The 15,744-nt window shown below is 62.2% G+C and carries 14 protein-coding genes; 10 read left to right on the plus strand and 4 right to left on the minus strand.

The genetic code is table 11. The features are described 5' to 3' along the window. Positions 1–6: 6 nt before the first annotated feature. The 4 genes from AB870_RS08445 to AB870_RS08460 all read right to left on the minus strand — a co-directional run bounded on the left by AB870_RS08445 (position 7) and on the right by AB870_RS08460 (position 6,779). Positions 7–1,503, minus strand: coding sequence for a DNA-3-methyladenine glycosylase 2 (locus AB870_RS08445; protein WP_047907660.1), 1,497 nt, complete (start codon positions 1,501–1,503; stop codon positions 7–9). Between the two features lie 183 nt (positions 1,504–1,686). Continuing rightward, positions 1,687–4,395, minus strand: coding sequence for an aconitate hydratase AcnA (gene acnA / locus AB870_RS08450; protein WP_047907661.1), 2,709 nt, complete (start codon positions 4,393–4,395; stop codon positions 1,687–1,689). 207 nt (positions 4,396–4,602) lie between these two features. Beyond that, positions 4,603–5,091 (minus strand): hypothetical protein, encoded by a 489-nt coding sequence (locus AB870_RS08455; protein ID WP_047907662.1) that lies wholly within the window; start codon positions 5,089–5,091, stop codon positions 4,603–4,605. A 704-nt stretch (positions 5,092–5,795) separates the two neighbouring features. Next, the gene (locus tag AB870_RS08460; protein WP_047907663.1) at positions 5,796–6,779 is read right to left on the minus strand and encodes a malate dehydrogenase; all 984 of its coding nucleotides are present in this window, start codon (positions 6,777–6,779) and stop codon (positions 5,796–5,798) included. 346 nt (positions 6,780–7,125) lie between these two features. Here AB870_RS08460 and AB870_RS08465 point away from each other — a divergent pair, with 346 nt between their 5' ends. From AB870_RS08465 to leuD, 10 genes are all read left to right on the plus strand, one after another. Next, the gene (locus AB870_RS08465; RefSeq protein WP_047907664.1) at positions 7,126–7,962 is read left to right on the plus strand and encodes a GntR family transcriptional regulator; all 837 of its coding nucleotides are present in this window, start codon (positions 7,126–7,128) and stop codon (positions 7,960–7,962) included. A gap of 223 nt (positions 7,963–8,185) precedes the next feature. Then, on the plus strand, positions 8,186–8,599 hold the full coding sequence (gene sdhC / locus AB870_RS08470) for a succinate dehydrogenase, cytochrome b556 subunit (protein ID WP_047907665.1): 414 nt from the start codon (positions 8,186–8,188) through the stop codon (positions 8,597–8,599). A 1-nt stretch (position 8,600) separates the two neighbouring features. Continuing rightward, positions 8,601–8,966, plus strand: coding sequence for a succinate dehydrogenase, hydrophobic membrane anchor protein (sdhD, locus tag AB870_RS08475; RefSeq protein ID WP_047907666.1), 366 nt, complete (start codon positions 8,601–8,603; stop codon positions 8,964–8,966). 3 nt (positions 8,967–8,969) lie between these two features. Beyond that, positions 8,970–10,745, plus strand: coding sequence for a succinate dehydrogenase flavoprotein subunit (sdhA, locus tag AB870_RS08480; RefSeq protein ID WP_047907667.1), 1,776 nt, complete (start codon positions 8,970–8,972; stop codon positions 10,743–10,745). Positions 10,746–10,757: 12 nt separating this feature from the next. Beyond that, positions 10,758–11,462: a succinate dehydrogenase iron-sulfur subunit gene (locus tag AB870_RS08485; protein ID WP_044455326.1), complete on the plus strand. Its 705-nt coding sequence runs from the start codon at positions 10,758–10,760 to the stop codon at positions 11,460–11,462. 10 nt (positions 11,463–11,472) lie between these two features. Then, the gene (locus AB870_RS08490) at positions 11,473–11,745 is read left to right on the plus strand and encodes an FAD assembly factor SdhE (RefSeq protein ID WP_047907668.1); all 273 of its coding nucleotides are present in this window, start codon (positions 11,473–11,475) and stop codon (positions 11,743–11,745) included. Between the two features lie 29 nt (positions 11,746–11,774). After that, positions 11,775–13,076 carry a citrate synthase gene (gltA, locus tag AB870_RS08495; protein WP_047907669.1) on the plus strand — a complete coding sequence of 434 codons (1,302 nt, stop codon included), beginning with the start codon at positions 11,775–11,777 and terminating at the stop codon, positions 13,074–13,076. A 284-nt stretch (positions 13,077–13,360) separates the two neighbouring features. Beyond that, a complete protein-coding gene (gene leuC / locus AB870_RS08500; protein WP_047907670.1) occupies positions 13,361–14,770 on the plus strand; it encodes a 3-isopropylmalate dehydratase large subunit in 1,410 nt (469 codons plus the stop codon). Between the two features lie 55 nt (positions 14,771–14,825). Continuing rightward, a complete protein-coding gene (locus AB870_RS08505; protein ID WP_047907671.1) occupies positions 14,826–14,954 on the plus strand; it encodes an entericidin A/B family lipoprotein in 129 nt (42 codons plus the stop codon). A gap of 132 nt (positions 14,955–15,086) precedes the next feature. Further along, the gene (leuD, locus tag AB870_RS08510) at positions 15,087–15,737 is read left to right on the plus strand and encodes a 3-isopropylmalate dehydratase small subunit (RefSeq protein ID WP_047907672.1); all 651 of its coding nucleotides are present in this window, start codon (positions 15,087–15,089) and stop codon (positions 15,735–15,737) included. The last annotated feature ends 7 nt before the right edge of the window (positions 15,738–15,744 follow it).

Below are 15,744 nucleotides of genomic sequence, written 5' to 3' on the forward strand. Positions count from 1 at the left end.
TGCGGGTCATGCGAAAACCTCCTGCAAAGTCTCGACCGGCTGACCTGCCGGCCCTTGCGCTGCGGCGCGCCATATGTGCAGCGCGGCATAGGCTCGCCAGGGCGCCCATTGCGCTGCGCGTGCCGCGACGGCGCGTCCGTCGGCGGCACCGAGCGCCTGGCGCAGCACCAGATCGTCGACGGGCATCGCATCGGGCGAGCCAAGAGCGCGCATTGCGATGTACTGCGCCGTCCACGGGCCGATGCCCTTGATGGCGAGCAGCGCGGCGATCGTCGCCTCCAGTGGTGCGAGCGGATCGAGCCGCAGCCTGCCGTCCACCATCGCCTGCGCGAGCCCGTGAATTGCGGCAATACGACTTCGAATGATACCGGCTTCGCCGAGCGAATCGGCGGGCGCGGCGAGCATTTGCGCCGCGCTCGGGAAGGTATGCGTGAGTCCGTGGACCGGGGCCGGCAGGGGCGTTCCGAATCGCTGCGCCAGCCGTGCAAGCAGACGACGTGCGCCCTTGACCGTAATCTGCTGACCGACGACGGCACGCACGGCGATCTCGAAGCCGTCGACCGCGCCCGGCACGCGCAGGCCCGGCGTGGGCGATGCGAGCGTGCCCAGATGGGCGTCGATCACGTCCGGCCGTGCGCCGAGATCGAACAGATGACGCAGTTTGCCGAGCACTTGCGGCACGCTGCCCGCCAGCGCCGGGGGCAGCGTCACCTGTAATGCGTGGCGATTTGGCAGCGGCGAGACCCGGCACCAGCCAGCGACCGTCCGGCCGTCCTGGCGCTCGATGCTCAGCGTGCGGGTGTAGACGTCGCCTTCGCGCAGTTCGACGCCCTCGATGGCGCGCTCGCCCAGGAAGTCGAGCAGGGCGTGCCAGGCGAAGGGCGGGCGGTAGGCGAGCTGGAATACCAGATCGCCATCCGGAAGGGTTGCCATGCGTGCGGTGTGGGCGTTCAGACGCAGGCGTCCCGGCGCGAATCCGTATCGTGACTTGAATAGACCGTTGAAACGCCGGACACTGCCGAAGCCAGAGGCCAGCGCGACTTCCGTGACGGGCAGCGCGGTGTCCGTCAGCAAGCGTTTGGCGAGCAGCAATCGTTGCGTCTGTGCGTATTCGACGGGCGACACGCCGAATTCGTCGGCAAAAATGCGTCGCAGGTGACGCTCGGTGATGCCGATGCGGGCGGCCAGATCGGGCAACGCGGCGTGATTGAGAAAACCCTCGTCGATCATGGCGGCGGCGGCGTCGGCCAGTTCCCGCGACGCGTCGAATCGCGCGCTGCCGGGCGCGAGTTCCGGACGGCATTTCAGGCAAGGGCGGTAACCGGCCTTTTCCGCTGCGGCGGCGCTGCCGTAGAACGAGCAGTTCTCGAAGCGCGGCGTGCGCACATTGCAAACTGGACGGCAATAGATCCCGGTCGACGAGACACCGACGAAGAACCAGCCGTCGAAGCGCCGGTCGCGGGCGCAGACGGCCTTGTAGCAGACTTCCGGATCGAGCTTCATGGGCGTTGAGGCAGCAGAGAACATGGCTGCAACTCTACGCGCGCGCGGGCGCGACGGCTAGCCATTTTCGGACGTGACAAGGCGACCCAAAGCGCACTCCCCATCAACGACAAAACCCGGCACGAGGGCCGGGTTTTGGTGCGTCGCGGGCGAGGAGAAATCCGTCACCCGCGTGCGCCGAACTTACGCCGCCGCGAGCAGCTGACGCAGCACGAACGGCAGAATGCCGCCGTGCTTGTAGTAGTCCACTTCGATCGGCGTATCGATACGCAGCAGGACTTGCACCTTCTGCGTCTCGCCGTTCTTGCGATGGATGACCAGCGTGACGTCCTGTTGCGGTTTGATGTCCGCCGTCAGACCCTCGATGTCGTAGGTTTCCTCGCCGGTGATGCCGAGCGATTCCACGCTGTCCGATCCCTTGAATTGCAGCGGCAGCACGCCCATGCCGACCAGGTTCGAGCGGTGGATGCGCTCGAACGACCGGGTGATGACCGCCTTCACGCCCAGCAACTGCGTGCCCTTGGCCGCCCAGTCGCGTGACGAACCGGTGCCGTACTCTTCGCCACCGAACACCACCGTCGGGGTGTTCTCGCCCATGTACTTCATGGCGGCGTCGTAGATCGAGAGCTGTTCGCCGCTCGGTTGATGAATCGTCACGCCGCCTTCCACGCGCGAGCCGTCCGCCTTTGGCGGGATCATCAGGTTCTTGATGCGAACGTTCGCGAACGTGCCGCGCATCATGACTTCGTGATTGCCGCGACGCGAGCCGTAGCTGTTGAAGTCGGCCTTGAGCACGCCATTCTCGAGCAGCCACTTGCCTGCCGGCGAGGTTTCCTTGATCGAGCCTGCCGGGCTGATGTGGTCGGTCGTGACCGAGTCGCCGAACACGCCCAGTGCGCGAGCACCGTGAATCGGCTTGATGTCGGCGTTCGGCTCCATCGTGAAGCCTTCGAAGAACGGCGGCTCGGCAATGTAAGTCGACGCCGGCCAATCGTAGACCTGGCCCTTCGAACCCTTGACCTTGGCCCACAGCGGGCTCGGCTCCTTGACGGAATCGTAGTTGGCCTTGAACACCTTGGCGTTCATCGCGTACTTCATCAGCTTGTGAATCTCTTCGCTGGTCGGCCAGATGTCGCCCAGGAAAATTTCGCGGCCGCCACGGCCCTTGCCGACCGGCTCGGTCATCAGGTCGCGCGTGACGTTGCCGGCGATGGCGTAGGCCACGACCAGCGGGGGAGATGCGAGGAAGTTGGCGCGGATGTTCGGGTGAATGCGCGCCTCGAAGTTGCGGTTGCCCGAGAGCACGGCGGCCGCCACCATGTCGTTCTTCGTGATCGTCTCGTTCAGTTCGGCCGTCAGATCGCCGGCGTTGCCGATACAGGTCGTGCAGCCATAAGCCGTCACGCCGAAGCCGAGTTTCTCGAGGTACGGCAGCAGGCCCGCCGCTTCCAGATACTCAGTCACCACGCGGCTTCCCGGGGCGAGCGAGGTCTTGATGTGCGGAGCCACCGTCAGGCCGGCTTCCACGGCCTTCTTCGCGAGCAGGCCGGCGGCGAGCAACACGCTCGGATTCGACGTGTTCGTGCACGATGTGATGGCCGCGATCAGGACATCGCCGTTGTTCACGTCGATGCCGCTAGCCGTCTTGTACGTCGTCTCGAGTTGTTCCTTGGTGAGGTTGAAACCGTTCTCCGACACGGGCTTGGTGAACAGGTCCTTGAACGTCGCCTTCACGTTGCCGATTTCGATACGGTCCTGCGGACGCTTCGGACCGGCCAGCGACGGCGCGACCGTACCCAGATCCAGCGTGAGGGTCTTCGTGTAATCGATGCTGTTCGTCTTCGGCACGCCGAACAGGTTCTGGGCCTTGAAGTACGCTTCGAATGCGTCGATTTCCGCCTTCGTACGGCCCGTGCCTTCGAAGTAGTCGATCGTCTTCTCGTCGACCGGGAAGAAGCCCATTGTGGCGCCGTATTCCGGCGCCATGTTGGCGATCGTGGCGCGATCCGGCAGCGCCAGGCTCGACGTGCCTTCGCCGAAGAATTCGACGAACTTGCCGACGACCTTCTCGCGACGCAGCATTTCGGTGATCGTGAGCACCAGGTCGGTGGCGGTCACGCCTTCACGCAGACGGCCCGTGAGTTCCACGCCGACGACGTCAGGCGTCAGGAAGTACACCGGCTGGCCGAGCATGCCGGCTTCGGCTTCGATGCCGCCCACGCCCCAGCCCACCACGCCGATACCGTTGATCATGGTCGTGTGGCTGTCCGTGCCCACGAGCGTGTCCGGGTAGTACACGTCGTCCTTCTTGTGCACGCCGCGCGCGAGATATTCCAGGTTCACCTGGTGGACGATGCCATAGCCCGGCTGCACGACGCCGAACGTGTCGAACGCCTGCATCCCCCACTTCATGAACTGATAGCGCTCGTTATTGCGCTGGAATTCCAGTTTCATGTTCAGGTCGAGCGCCTTCTTTTCGCGGAAGTGATCGATCGTGACCGAGTGGTCGACAACCAGATCCACCGGCACCAGCGGCTCGATACGCTTCGGGTTCGTGCCCTGGCGCTCTGCGACATTACGCATTGCGGCCAGGTCGGCAAGCAGCGGCACACCGGTGAAGTCTTGCAGCACGACCCGCGCGACGACGAACGGAATCTCGTCGGTACGCTCGGCATGCGGTTGCCAGTTGGCCAGTTGCTTGACGTGCTCTTCGGTCACCTTCTTGCCGTCGCAGTTACGCAGCACGGACTCGAGAACGATGCGAATCGACACCGGCAGGCGCTCGACGTTGACACCCAGGGCTTTGCCCAATTGGGGCAGCGAATAGAACTTGCCTTTCTTGTTACCGCCGAGCTTGAACTCTTTCAGCGTTTTGTGGAGGTTGTGGGCCATGATCTTTCCTTGAGTGATACAGAAAAACAAAGCAGTGGTGAAGCAATGGGTGGGGGCGGCATTGCGCGAGCACCCTCATGAGCGCCCGCTGCGATGCCTGTGCGTCGATCTTCCGGCGCACCGGATACTACGATCCTTCAGAAGCTACAGCAGGAAAGCGGCTGGCGCATTACGGGAACCGAATCGGTGTCGAGACCGGGCACGCGCTCAGTTCGTCACCTTGATCAGTTCGTTCGATTGCGTCGGCGCGAGCTTGTTTTGATCTGCCATCGCCTGCGTCATGCATTCGTCAGCCAGACGGCTGCCGCCATCGCGGTGGGTGAAGAGCATTGCCTTGGCCGGAATCACGACCAGGTCCATGCCGCTCGCGGCGTCATAGAAACGGTCTGCGCCCGTCGTCGTCTGCTGACGCGGAAGGCGGTAATTGCGGCCTTCCCAGAACATCGTCAGGATCTGGTCGCGCTTCATGTCACCCTTGATGTACAACTTATTGTTCTCCTTGCAGCTCCAGAGTTCCGAGCCTTCGTCCGGTTGCGCCGGAGCAGCGGCAACGGCGGCCTTCTTCTTGGCCGGTGCCTTCTTCTTCGGGGCTGCCTTCTTGGTCGTGGTCTTGCTTGCCGGTTCGGCGGCAAATGCCGTCGGCAGGACGGCAACAGAACACAGGGCAACCAGCGCAGTCAGGCAAAGCTTCTTCATGGTGGGTCTCTCCAGAGGGTATTAACCGACATTCCGTAAAAGCGCAGATTATCGTACGAAGTCTGCGTCGTTCGACGTCACCACACAAATTTTTTCAATTCCTTTCACGCAAGCGCGACGAGCGGCGGCGGCGGGAGCCGGCGACGCTATCGTTGGTGTTGCGGTGCGGAATTCGGCACTTCGCCGGACTGGACGGCGCTTCGCGAGCGATGCGTGCAGCCAGGCGTGCATCGTAAAAGGCGGGAAGCGTCGTGGGCGGAATGCTTGGCGAAACGGGCGTGAAACGAGCGCGAAATGAGCGCAAAATGAACGCGGTGCGGCGCGCATGGGGGCGTGCGGGATCGGGCGCGGTACGCTTGTCGCGGGCACTGCGCCATCGCCGGTCACCCGGCGCGGGGCATGGCTTGCGGCAATCGGACGCTGCATTCGCTTGGCCAAGAAATCGCTCGATGAGGCGTGAGGGAGTGGCGGGAGCATAACGCACAGGCCGGTGAGCTTGCTGGCCGGTTGCGGCGCGTTGTCACTCCGAATTCAAGGAACGTTCGGGTACTGCCTGCTGCGCGATGATACGAGACGATACGGAGTGATGCTGCGTGGTGCGGGAGTTGCGCCGGCACTGGGGGTAGCCGCCGGCGCAGTCCCGGCCCGTTGCGGCGCTTTTGGCGTCGCGCGGGGCCGGCTTCCCGGGGAAGTTCCGGGAAGAATCAGCCCAGCAGATGTGCCACGCCGGCGCGCTCTTCTTCAAGCTCTTTCAGCGTGAAGTCCATCTTTTCACGCGAGTAGGCGTCGATTTCGAGGCCTTCCACGCGCTTGTACTTGCCGTTTTCGCAGATCACCGGCACGCCGTAGATCACATCTTGCGGAATGCCGTACGAGCCATCCGACGGAATACCCATCGTGACCCACTTGCCGTTCGAGCCCAGCACCCAGTCGTGGATGTGGTCGATGGCGGCGTTGGCGGCCGAGGCGGCCGACGACAGACCGCGGGCTTCGATAATGGCGGCGCCGCGCTTGCCGACGGTCGGCAGGAACACGTCGTTGTTCCACACGTCGTCGTTGATCATGGCCTTGACGCTCTGGCCGTCGATCGTGGCGAAGCGGTAGTCGGCGTACATCGTCGGCGAGTGGTTGCCCCACACGGCCAGCTTTTCGATGCTGGCGACCGGCTTGCCGGTCTTGGCGGCGATTTGCGACAGGGCACGGTTGTGGTCCAGGCGCAGCATCGCGGTGAAGTTTTCCTTCGGCAGGTTCGGTGCCGACTTCATGGCGATGTAGGCATTGGTGTTGGCCGGGTTGCCGACCACCAGCACCTTGACGTTGCGGCTGGCGACTTCGTCCAGGGCCTTGCCCTGCACCGTGAAGATCGCGCCGTTGGCTTCGAGCAGATCCTTGCGCTCCATGCCCTTCGAACGCGGACGGGCGCCAACCAGCAGGGCGACGTCGGCATCCTTGAATGCGACCTTCGGATCGTCGGTCACGACCACGCCTTGCAGCAGCGGGAACGCGCAGTCTTCGAGCTCCATCACAACGCCCTTGACGGCGGCTTGAGCTTGCGGGAGGTCGAGCAGTTGCAGGATGACGGGCTGATCCTTGCCGAGCATGTCGCCATTGGCGATACGGAACAGCAGGGAGTAGCCGATTTGGCCAGCGGCGCCGGTGACGGCGACACGCATTGCGGGTTTTGCCATGAGAATCTCTCCAGACGTGTACAAATTCCTGCGAAGCTCAGGATAGGCTCGCCGTCCGGGTGGCAACTCTTGCCAGGCTGACAGCGCCGCGTCACATGAAGCTTCTAAAATTCCTTGACCTACGGAAGCTTGCGGGCTGTGCGGGGTGTGCTGCCGTCGACGTGTGAAGCACCGGACGCTCTTATCTTATAAGATAGCCGTGCTGCGGCCGCAGGCCCCTGTTAGCCCGCGCCAGTGTAGGAGTCGCCACAACGAATGTCAACTCTATCTTATGTCTTATATAAGACATAGGATTATTGCTGTTATTCGATGGACGAAGGTCTTGATTTGTGGTCAAATCCCCGCCATGAATGCGAACGTTCGCGACACATCCAACACCACGCCGCCTGTCGACGCCCCACAGCGATCTGACGGCGCGCGCGACGCCGTGCCGGCCGCTCAGGCCTTGCCGGGGGCTGCCGGAGCGTCGCCGACCTTCAGCCCGCTATACCAGCAGATCAAGGGGCTCATTACCCAGAGCCTGCAAGCCGGCGAATGGAAGCCCGGCGAAATCATCCCCAGCGAAGTCGATCTGGCCTCACGTTACAAGGTGAGCCAGGGAACGGTGCGCAAGGCCATCGACGAACTGGCCGCCGAGAATCTCCTCGTGCGCAGGCAGGGGCGCGGTACCTTCGTCGCGACCCATCACGAAGACCGGGTGCAGTTCCGGTTTCTGCGTCTCGCGCCCGATTCGGGCGAACCCCATCACCCGCCCAGCCGCCTGATCGAGTGCCGCCGTATGCGCGCACCGGCCGAAATCGCGCGTCAGCTTGAGTTGCGTGCCGGCGATGGCGTGATTCTGATTCGCCGCATGATGGATTTCTCGGACCGCCCGACGGTGCTCGACGAAATCTGGCTGCCGGGCTCGCTGTTTCGTGGGCTGACTGCGGAAAAACTCAATGAATACAAGGGGCCGATGTACGGCCTGTTCGAAGATGAATTCGGCACGCGCATGATTCGCGCCGTGGAAAAAGTCCGTGCAGTGGCCGCGGACGACATGACGGCGGATTTGCTCAAGGTGCCGAAGGGTTTCCCGTTGCTGAGCGTGGAGCGTGTTTCGTTCACCTACGGCGACAAACCGGTGGAAGTCCGCCGGGGCTGGTATGTCACCACGGAACATCATTACCAAAACGAACTGAGTTGACGGATTCGGTCGGCGAATTCGGTCTGCAATTGCATTGAGAGGGTAGGGCGACTTTTCCGGGGGCGTGCCGGTGTCGTGGCCGGCGGGTGCCTGAGAGTCGAGGCTTGGGGGCGGCGTGTCGTGCGCCGTTGGCAGGAATTTCCGAACCATTGGAACCGGTATGGTGCAACGCACTAGAATCGGCGCTAAAATTCGGAGTTGATGTAACTACATGGGGTCTAGCATGGCTGAAGTGGTAAAAAAAGAGCGGCCAGTCTACAGGAATATTGGTATCGGACAGATTGTCTCGTACCGTCTCCCGCCGGCTGGTATCGTTTCGATTCTGCACCGTATTAGCGGTGTCATCTTGTTCCTTCTGTTGCCGTTCGCACTGTATTTGTTCGAACAGAGCCTCACGTCGGAACTGACCTTCGACACGCTTCGAAGCGTCGCCTCCAACTGGTTTGTCAAGCTCGTCATCCTGGCGTTGTCGTGGGGCTTCCTGCAGCACTTCTGTGCCGGCGTGCGCCACCTGCGCATGGACTTCAATCACGACGCAGTGAGCAAGGAAGCCGGCAAGAACTCGGCGGTGGTGGTCCTCGCCGTGTCGCTGGTGCTGACGCTGGCCGTGGCTCTCAAGCTTTTCGGAGCGTTCTAAGATGGCACAGAACAATATCGGTTCGAAGCGCCTCGTCGTTGGCGCCCACTACGGCCTGCGCGACTGGATTGCCCAGCGCATGACCGCGGTCATCATGGCCGTCTATACCGTGATCCTGCTGGTGTGGTTCTTCATCGCCAAGGACTTCTCCTACGAAGGCTGGGCCGGCATCTTCTCGCATCAGTGGATGAAGCTCGCCACGTTCGTCACGCTGCTCGCGCTGTTCTATCACGCGTGGGTCGGTGTGCGCGACGTCTGGATGGACTACGTCAAGCCCGTCGGTGTGCGACTGGCGCTGTACGCGCTGACGATCGTCTGGCTGCTGGCTTGTGCCGGCTACGCCGCCCAGATTCTGTGGAGAGTGTAAAGAATGGCTGCAATTAAAAATTCGCTGCCGCGCCGCCGCTTTGACGTCGTCATCGTGGGCGCAGGTGGTTCGGGCATGCGCGCTTCGCTGCAACTGGCCAAGGCCGGTCTGTCGGTGGCAGTGCTGTCCAAGGTGTTCCCCACCCGTTCGCATACCGTGGCCGCTCAGGGCGGCATTGGCGCTTCGCTCGGCAACATGAGCGAAGACAACTGGCATTACCACTTCTACGACACCATCAAGGGTTCCGACTGGCTCGGCGACCAGGATGCGATCGAGTTCATGTGCCGTCAGGCGCCGAATGCCGTCTACGAGCTGGAACACTTCGGCATGCCGTTCGACCGTAACCCGGACGGCACGATTTACCAGCGTCCGTTCGGCGGTCACACGGCCAACTACGGCGAGAAGCCCGTCCAGCGCGCTTGCGCGGCTGCCGACCGCACCGGTCACGCGCTGCTGCACACGCTGTATCAGCAAAACGTCGCGGCCAAGACCCATTTCTTCGTCGAGTGGATGGCCCTCGACCTGATCCGCAACGAAGAGGGCGACGTCCTCGGCGTGTCGGCGCTGGAACTCGAGACCGGCGAAGTCTACCTGCTCGAAGGCAAGTGCACGCTGTTCGCCACCGGCGGTGCCGGTCGCGTTTATGCGGCGTCGACCAATGCGTTCATCAACACCGGTGACGGGCTGGGCATGGCTGCTCGCGCAGGCATTCCGCTCGAAGACATGGAATTCTGGCAATTCCACCCGACCGGCGTGGCCGGCGCGGGCGTGCTGATTACCGAAGGCGTGCGCGGCGAAGGCGGTATTCTGCGTAATTCGAACGGCGAGCGCTTCATGGAGCGCTACGCGCCGACGCTGAAGGATCTGGCGCCGCGTGACTTCGTGTCGCGTTCGATGGACCAGGAAATCAAGGAAGGCCGGGGTTGCGGCCCGAACGGCGACTACGTGCTGCTCGACCTCTCGCACATCGGTGCCGAGACGATCATGAAGCGTCTGCCGTCGATTCGCGAAATCGCTCTGAAGTTCGCCAACGTCGACGCGATCAAGGAGCCGATCCCCGTCGTGCCGACCATCCACTATCAGATGGGCGGTATTCCGACGAACTACAACGGTCAGGTCGTGGTGCAGAAAGATGGCTCGTCGGTGCCCGTCAACGGCTTCTACGCAGTGGGCGAATGCTCGTGCGTGTCGGTCCATGGCGCTAACCGTCTGGGTACGAACTCGCTGCTCGACCTCGTGGTGTTCGGCCGCGCTGCCGGTAACCACATCGTGGACTTCGTCAGGAACCACGGCGAACACAAGCCGCTGCCCGCCGATGCCGGCGAGAACGCACTGGCGCGTCTGGGCCGTCTCGAAGCATCGAGTTCGGGCGAGTACGCACAGGACATTGCCAACGACATTCGCGCGACGATGCAAAAGCACGCCGGCGTGTTCCGTACTTCGGACCTGCTCAAGGAAGGCGTGGACGAGATCAAGCAAGTGGCCGAGCGCGTGTCGCACGTCCACCTGAAGGACAAGTCGAAGGTGTTCAATACGGCGCGTATGGAAGCGCTGGAAGTCGACAACCTGATCGAAGTGGCCAAGGCCACCATGATTGCAGCGGAAGCCCGTAAGGAAAGCCGTGGTGCGCACGCGCACAGCGACTATCCGGAGCGCGACGACGCCAACTGGATGCGCCACTCGCTGTTCTTCAGCGAAGGCAACCGTCTGGAATACAAGCCGGTGCAGATGAAGCCGCTGACCGTCGACTCCGTTCCGCCCAAGGCGCGTACGTTCTAAGGGATTCGCAAGATCATGAAACGCATTTTTGAAGTCTACCGCTACGATCCGGACAAGGACGCTGCACCGTACATGCAGACCTACGAGGTCGAACTCGACGGTCACGAGCGCATGCTGCTCGACGCTCTGGTCAAGCTCAAGAAGATCGACGAAGGCATCGCTTTCCGCCGCTCGTGCCGCGAAGGCGTATGCGGTTCGGACGCGATGAACATCAACGGCAAGAACGGTCTGGCCTGCCTGACCAACATGAACGATCTGCCGAACAAGATCGTGCTCAAGCCGCTGCCGGGTCTGCCCGTCATTCGCGATCTGATCGTGGACATGACGCACTTCTTCAACCAGTACCACTCGATCAAGCCGTACCTCATCAACCCCGAGCCGGCGCCGGAGAAGGAGCGTCTGCAATCGCCCGAACAGCGCGATGAGCTCGACGGTCTGTACGAGTGTATTCTGTGCGCGTCGTGCTCGACGTCGTGCCCGAGCTTCTGGTGGAACCCGGACAAGTTCGTTGGCCCGGCCGGTCTGCTCCAGGCTTACCGCTTCATCGCGGATAGCCGCGACACGGCGACCAACGAGCGGCTGGACAACCTGGAAGACCCGTACCGTCTGTTCCGCTGCCACACGATCATGAACTGTGTCGACGTTTGCCCGAAGGGTCTGAACCCGACGAAGGCTATCGGCAAGATCAAGGAGCTGATGGTGCGTCGCGCCGTCTGATTCGACGATCATGCCGGATAACACTCACCAGTCCGATCCGGTAAAACGTGCCCGCCTGCGCTGGCGGGCACGCCGCGGTTTGCTGGAAAACGACCTCATCCTCGAACGATTCTTCGCCAAGTACGAAGCCTCGCTGACCGACGAGGATGTGGGCGCCCTCACGAAGTTGCTCGATCTGAGCGATAACGATTTGATGGATCTGCTGCTAGCGCGTAAAGAGCCCGAGGCGGATCTGGACGGGCCGGACGTGCGGCGCCTGCTGGCGCTTCTGCGTGCCGTGTAGGGGTTTTGGAATTTTTTTGAGGAAGCGATATGACTCCGTCTGATGTTAAAGCCACCCTATCTTTCTCTGACGATTCGCCCAGCGTAGAGCTGCCGATTTATCAGGGGACGATGGGCCCGGATGTGATTGACATCCGCAAGCTGTACGGCCAGACCGGCAAATTCACGTATGACCCCGGCTTCATGTCGACGGCGTCGTGCAATTCCGCCATCACCTACATCGATGGCGACAAGGGTGAGCTGCTGTACCGCGGCTACCCGATCGAGCAGCTGGCGACCCACTGCGACTTCCTCGAAACCTCGTACCTGCTGCTCAAGGGCGAACTGCCCAACGCGGCACAGAAGAAGGAATTTGTCGACACCGTGACCCGTCACACGATGGTTCACGAGCAGATGAACTTCTTCTTCCGTGGCTTCCGTCGCGACGCCCACCCGATGGCCGTGCTGACCGGCTCGGTCGGTGCCCTGTCGGCGTTCTACCATGACTCGCTGGACATCAATAACCCGAACCACCGCGAAGTGTCGGCGATTCGTTTGATCGCCAAGCTGCCGACGCTCGTCGCCATGGCGTACAAGTACAGCATCGGTCAGCCGTTCGTGTACCCGAGCAACGACCTGTCGTACAGCGCGAACTTCATGCGCATGATGTTCGCGAACCCGTGCGAAGAGTACAAGGTCAACGACGTGCTGGTGCGCGCTCTGGACCGTATCCTGATCCTGCACGCCGATCACGAGCAGAACGCTTCGACCTCGACCGTCCGTCTGGCCGGCTCGTCGGGCGCCAACCCGTTCGCCTGTATCGCTGCCGGTATCGCATGTCTGTGGGGTCCGGCGCACGGTGGAGCGAACGAAGCCGCGCTGAACATGCTCGAACAGATCGGTTCGCCGGACAAGATCCCCGAATTCATCAAGCAGGTGAAGGACAAGAATTCGGGCGTGAAGCTGATGGGTTTCGGTCACCGCGTGTACAAGAACTACGACCCGCGCGCCAAGCTCATGCGCGAGACGTGCTACGAAGTGCTCAACGAACTCGGCCTGCACGACGACCCGCTGTTCAAACTGGCCATGCAGCTCGAAAAGATCGCCCTGGAAGACGAGTACTTCGTGTCGCGCAAGCTGTACCCGAACGTCGACTTCTACTCGGGTATCGTTCAGCGCGCGCTGGGTATCCCGACCTCGATGTTCACCTGCATTTTTGCGCTGGCCCGTACCGTGGGCTGGATCGCGCAGTGGAACGAGATGATCGGCGAGCCGGATCAGAAGATCGGTCGTCCGCGTCAGCTGTTCATCGGTCACACGCCGCGCGAAGTCGCGCCGATCGACAAGCGCTAAGCCCTGTCGAGGCGTCCGGCACGGCCCCCGCTTGCCGTGCCGGCACCGCAACCTTGCCGAAACGGCAAGGCGGTGCGGCCCGCAACGAGCCCTCGTTGCGCTATATTCGAATTCACGGCACAGGCTGCCGTGATTCGCACAAATCCCCGGTTCATCGTGCGTTTACCGCCCGGTTTTCCGGGGATTTCGTATTCCGCCGGCGCGAAAGCGCTATGGCATAATCAAAAGTTCACAGAACGATATTCCGCGTTCTCAGAACGACAATTTCGCCCCGCGTTTTTATCATGGCCAAGACGCTGTATGACAAGTTGTGGGATGCACACGTCGTGCATACCGAGGACGATGGCACGACCGTGCTTTACATCGACCGTCATCTGTTGCATGAGGTGACCAGTCCGCAGGCGTTTGAGGGCCTAAAACTCGCGCAGCGTCCGGTCTGGCGCCTCTCGGCCAACCTTGCCGTGTCGGACCATAACGTGCCGACCACCGACCGCACGCAAGGCATTGCCGACCCGGTCTCGCGTCTGCAAGTCGATACGCTCGACGCGAACTGCGACGGATTCGGCATTACCCAATTCAAGATGAACGACGTCCGTCAGGGCATCGTGCACGTGATCGGACCGGAGCAGGGCGCGACGTTGCCCGGCATGACGGTCGTCTGCGGCGACTCGCACACGTCCACGCATGGCGCCTTCGGCGCGCTGGCGTTCGGGATCGGCACGTCGGAAGTCGAGCACACGCTTGCCACGCAGACCTTGCTCATGAAGAAGAGCAAGAACATGCTGGTGAAGGTCGAAGGCACGCTGCCGCGCGGCTGTTCCGCGAAGGATATCGTGCTGGCCGTCATCGGCCGGATCGGCACGGCGGGCGGCACCGGTTACACCATCGAGTTCGCCGGTTCGGCCATCCGCTCGCTCACCATGGAAGGCCGCATGACCGTGTGCAACATGGCCATCGAGGCGGGGGCGCGTGCCGGTCTGGTCGCGGTGGACGACACGACGATCAATTACGTGAAGGGCCGTCCGTTCGCCCCGACCGGCGTGGAATTCCAGCAGGCCGAGGCCTACTGGCGCACATTCCATACCGACGCCGGAGCGGCTTTCGACCACGTGGTCGAAATCGACGCCAACACGCTGCGCCCGCAAGTGAGCTGGGGCACGTCGCCTGAAATGGTGGTGAGCATCGAGGACCGCGTGCCGGATCCCGAGAAAGAAAAGGACCCCGTCAAGCGCAGCGCCATGGAGCGCGCGCTCGAGTACATGGCGCTCACGCCGGACACCCCGATGGCGAGCATCAACATCGACAAGGTGTTCATCGGTTCGTGCACGAACTCGCGTATCGAAGACATCCGTGCCGCGGCCTACGTCGTGAAGAAGCTCGGTCGACGTGTCGCGTCGAACGTGCGTCTGGCGATGGTTGTGCCGGGTTCCGGTCTCGTGAAGCAGCAGGCCGAGCAGGAAGGTCTGGACAAGGTTTTCAAGGCGGCGGGCTTCGAGTGGCGCGAGCCGGGTTGCTCGATGTGTCTGGCGATGAACGCCGACCGTCTGGAGGCGGGCGAGCGTTGTGCGTCGACGTCGAACCGTAACTTTGAAGGCCGTCAGGGCGCGGGCGGGCGTACCCATCTGGTGAGCCCGGCGATGGCGGCGGCGGCGGCCATCGAAGGCCATTTCGTGGACGTGCGCCGTCTCGTCTGACGCGCACGCATCGATTTATCCGTTGTTTGACAATTTCTTTGATAGAGACAACACCATGAAGAAACTGTGGACGCTGATCGGTGCGGTGCTGCTGTTGGGCGTGGCAGGTTGCAACACGATGGCCGGGCTTGGCAAGGATACCCAAGCCGCCGGCTCGGCCCTCGAGAACGCCGCGAAGAAGTGATGCGACGGTGCGTGTCGCGGGCAAGGGTCAAAGGGGCCCAAGTCCGGCGCACGCCTTTGAGATTCTCGGTTTTGACGGCGCTGTCCCTAAGCGGCAGGTCGTGACCGAACTGTTTTGATCAGGTGGTTCGTGATGGAAAAATTTACCGTCCATACGGGGTTGGTGGCACCGCTGGATCGCGAGAACGTGGATACCGATGCGATCATCCCCAAGCAATTCCTGAAGTCGATCAAGCGCACGGGCTTCGGCCCGAATCTGTTCGACGAGTGGCGTTATCTCGATGTAGGTCAGCCGGGCCAGGATTGCAGCAAGCGTCCGCTCAACCCGAATTTCGTGCTCAACCAGCCGCGCTTCCAGGGCGCAACGGTGCTGCTCGCGCGCAAGAACTTCGGCTGCGGCAGCTCGCGCGAGCATGCGCCGTGGGCGTTGCAGCAGTATGGCTTTCGGGCCGTGATTGCGCCGAGTTTCGCCGACATCTTCTTCAATAACTGCTACAAGAACGGGCTGCTGCCGATCGTGTTGTCCGAGATGCAGGTCGATCATCTGTTCAACGAGACGGCGGCGTTCAATGGCTATCAGTTGACCATCGATCTGGACAAGCAGGCGGTGATCACGTCGGACGGCCGTGCCTACGAGTTCGATATCGCACCGTTTCGCAAATATTGCCTGGTGAACGGTTTCGACGACATCGGCCTGACGCTGCGTCACGCCGACAAGATTCGCGCCTACGAGGCCGAGCGGCTCGCCAGGCAGCCGTGGCTCGCAACGCGTTTGCCGGGTTGAGACCCGC

The sequence above is a fragment of the Pandoraea faecigallinarum genome (assembly GCF_001029105.3).
GTDB classification, from domain to species: domain Bacteria; phylum Pseudomonadota; class Gammaproteobacteria; order Burkholderiales; family Burkholderiaceae; genus Pandoraea; species Pandoraea faecigallinarum.

Bases quoted from the DNA above. Each gene is read 5' to 3' on its own strand.
- sdhD (WP_047907666.1), top strand. From the start codon at position 8,601: ATGGCACAGAACAATATCGGTTCGAAGCGCCTCGTCGTTGGCGCCCAC.
- AB870_RS08505 (WP_047907671.1), top strand. From the start codon at position 14,826: ATGAAGAAACTGTGGACGCTGATCGGTGCGGTGCTGCTGTTGGGCGTG.
- AB870_RS08465 (WP_047907664.1), top strand. From the start codon at position 7,126: ATGAATGCGAACGTTCGCGACACATCCAACACCACGCCGCCTGTCGAC.
- AB870_RS08490 (WP_047907668.1), top strand. From the start codon at position 11,473: ATGCCGGATAACACTCACCAGTCCGATCCGGTAAAACGTGCCCGCCTG.
- leuC (WP_047907670.1), top strand. From the start codon at position 13,361: ATGGCCAAGACGCTGTATGACAAGTTGTGGGATGCACACGTCGTGCAT.
- AB870_RS08455 (WP_047907662.1), bottom strand. From the start codon at position 5,091: ATGAAGAAGCTTTGCCTGACTGCGCTGGTTGCCCTGTGTTCTGTTGCC.
- leuD (WP_047907672.1), top strand. From the start codon at position 15,087: ATGGAAAAATTTACCGTCCATACGGGGTTGGTGGCACCGCTGGATCGC.
- gltA (WP_047907669.1), top strand. From the start codon at position 11,775: ATGACTCCGTCTGATGTTAAAGCCACCCTATCTTTCTCTGACGATTCG.
- AB870_RS08460 (WP_047907663.1), bottom strand. From the start codon at position 6,779: ATGGCAAAACCCGCAATGCGTGTCGCCGTCACCGGCGCCGCTGGCCAA.
- sdhA (WP_047907667.1), top strand. From the start codon at position 8,970: ATGGCTGCAATTAAAAATTCGCTGCCGCGCCGCCGCTTTGACGTCGTC.
- AB870_RS08445 (WP_047907660.1), bottom strand. From the start codon at position 1,503: ATGAAGCTCGATCCGGAAGTCTGCTACAAGGCCGTCTGCGCCCGCGAC.
- sdhC (WP_047907665.1), top strand. From the start codon at position 8,186: ATGGCTGAAGTGGTAAAAAAAGAGCGGCCAGTCTACAGGAATATTGGT.
- acnA (WP_047907661.1), bottom strand. From the start codon at position 4,395: ATGGCCCACAACCTCCACAAAACGCTGAAAGAGTTCAAGCTCGGCGGT.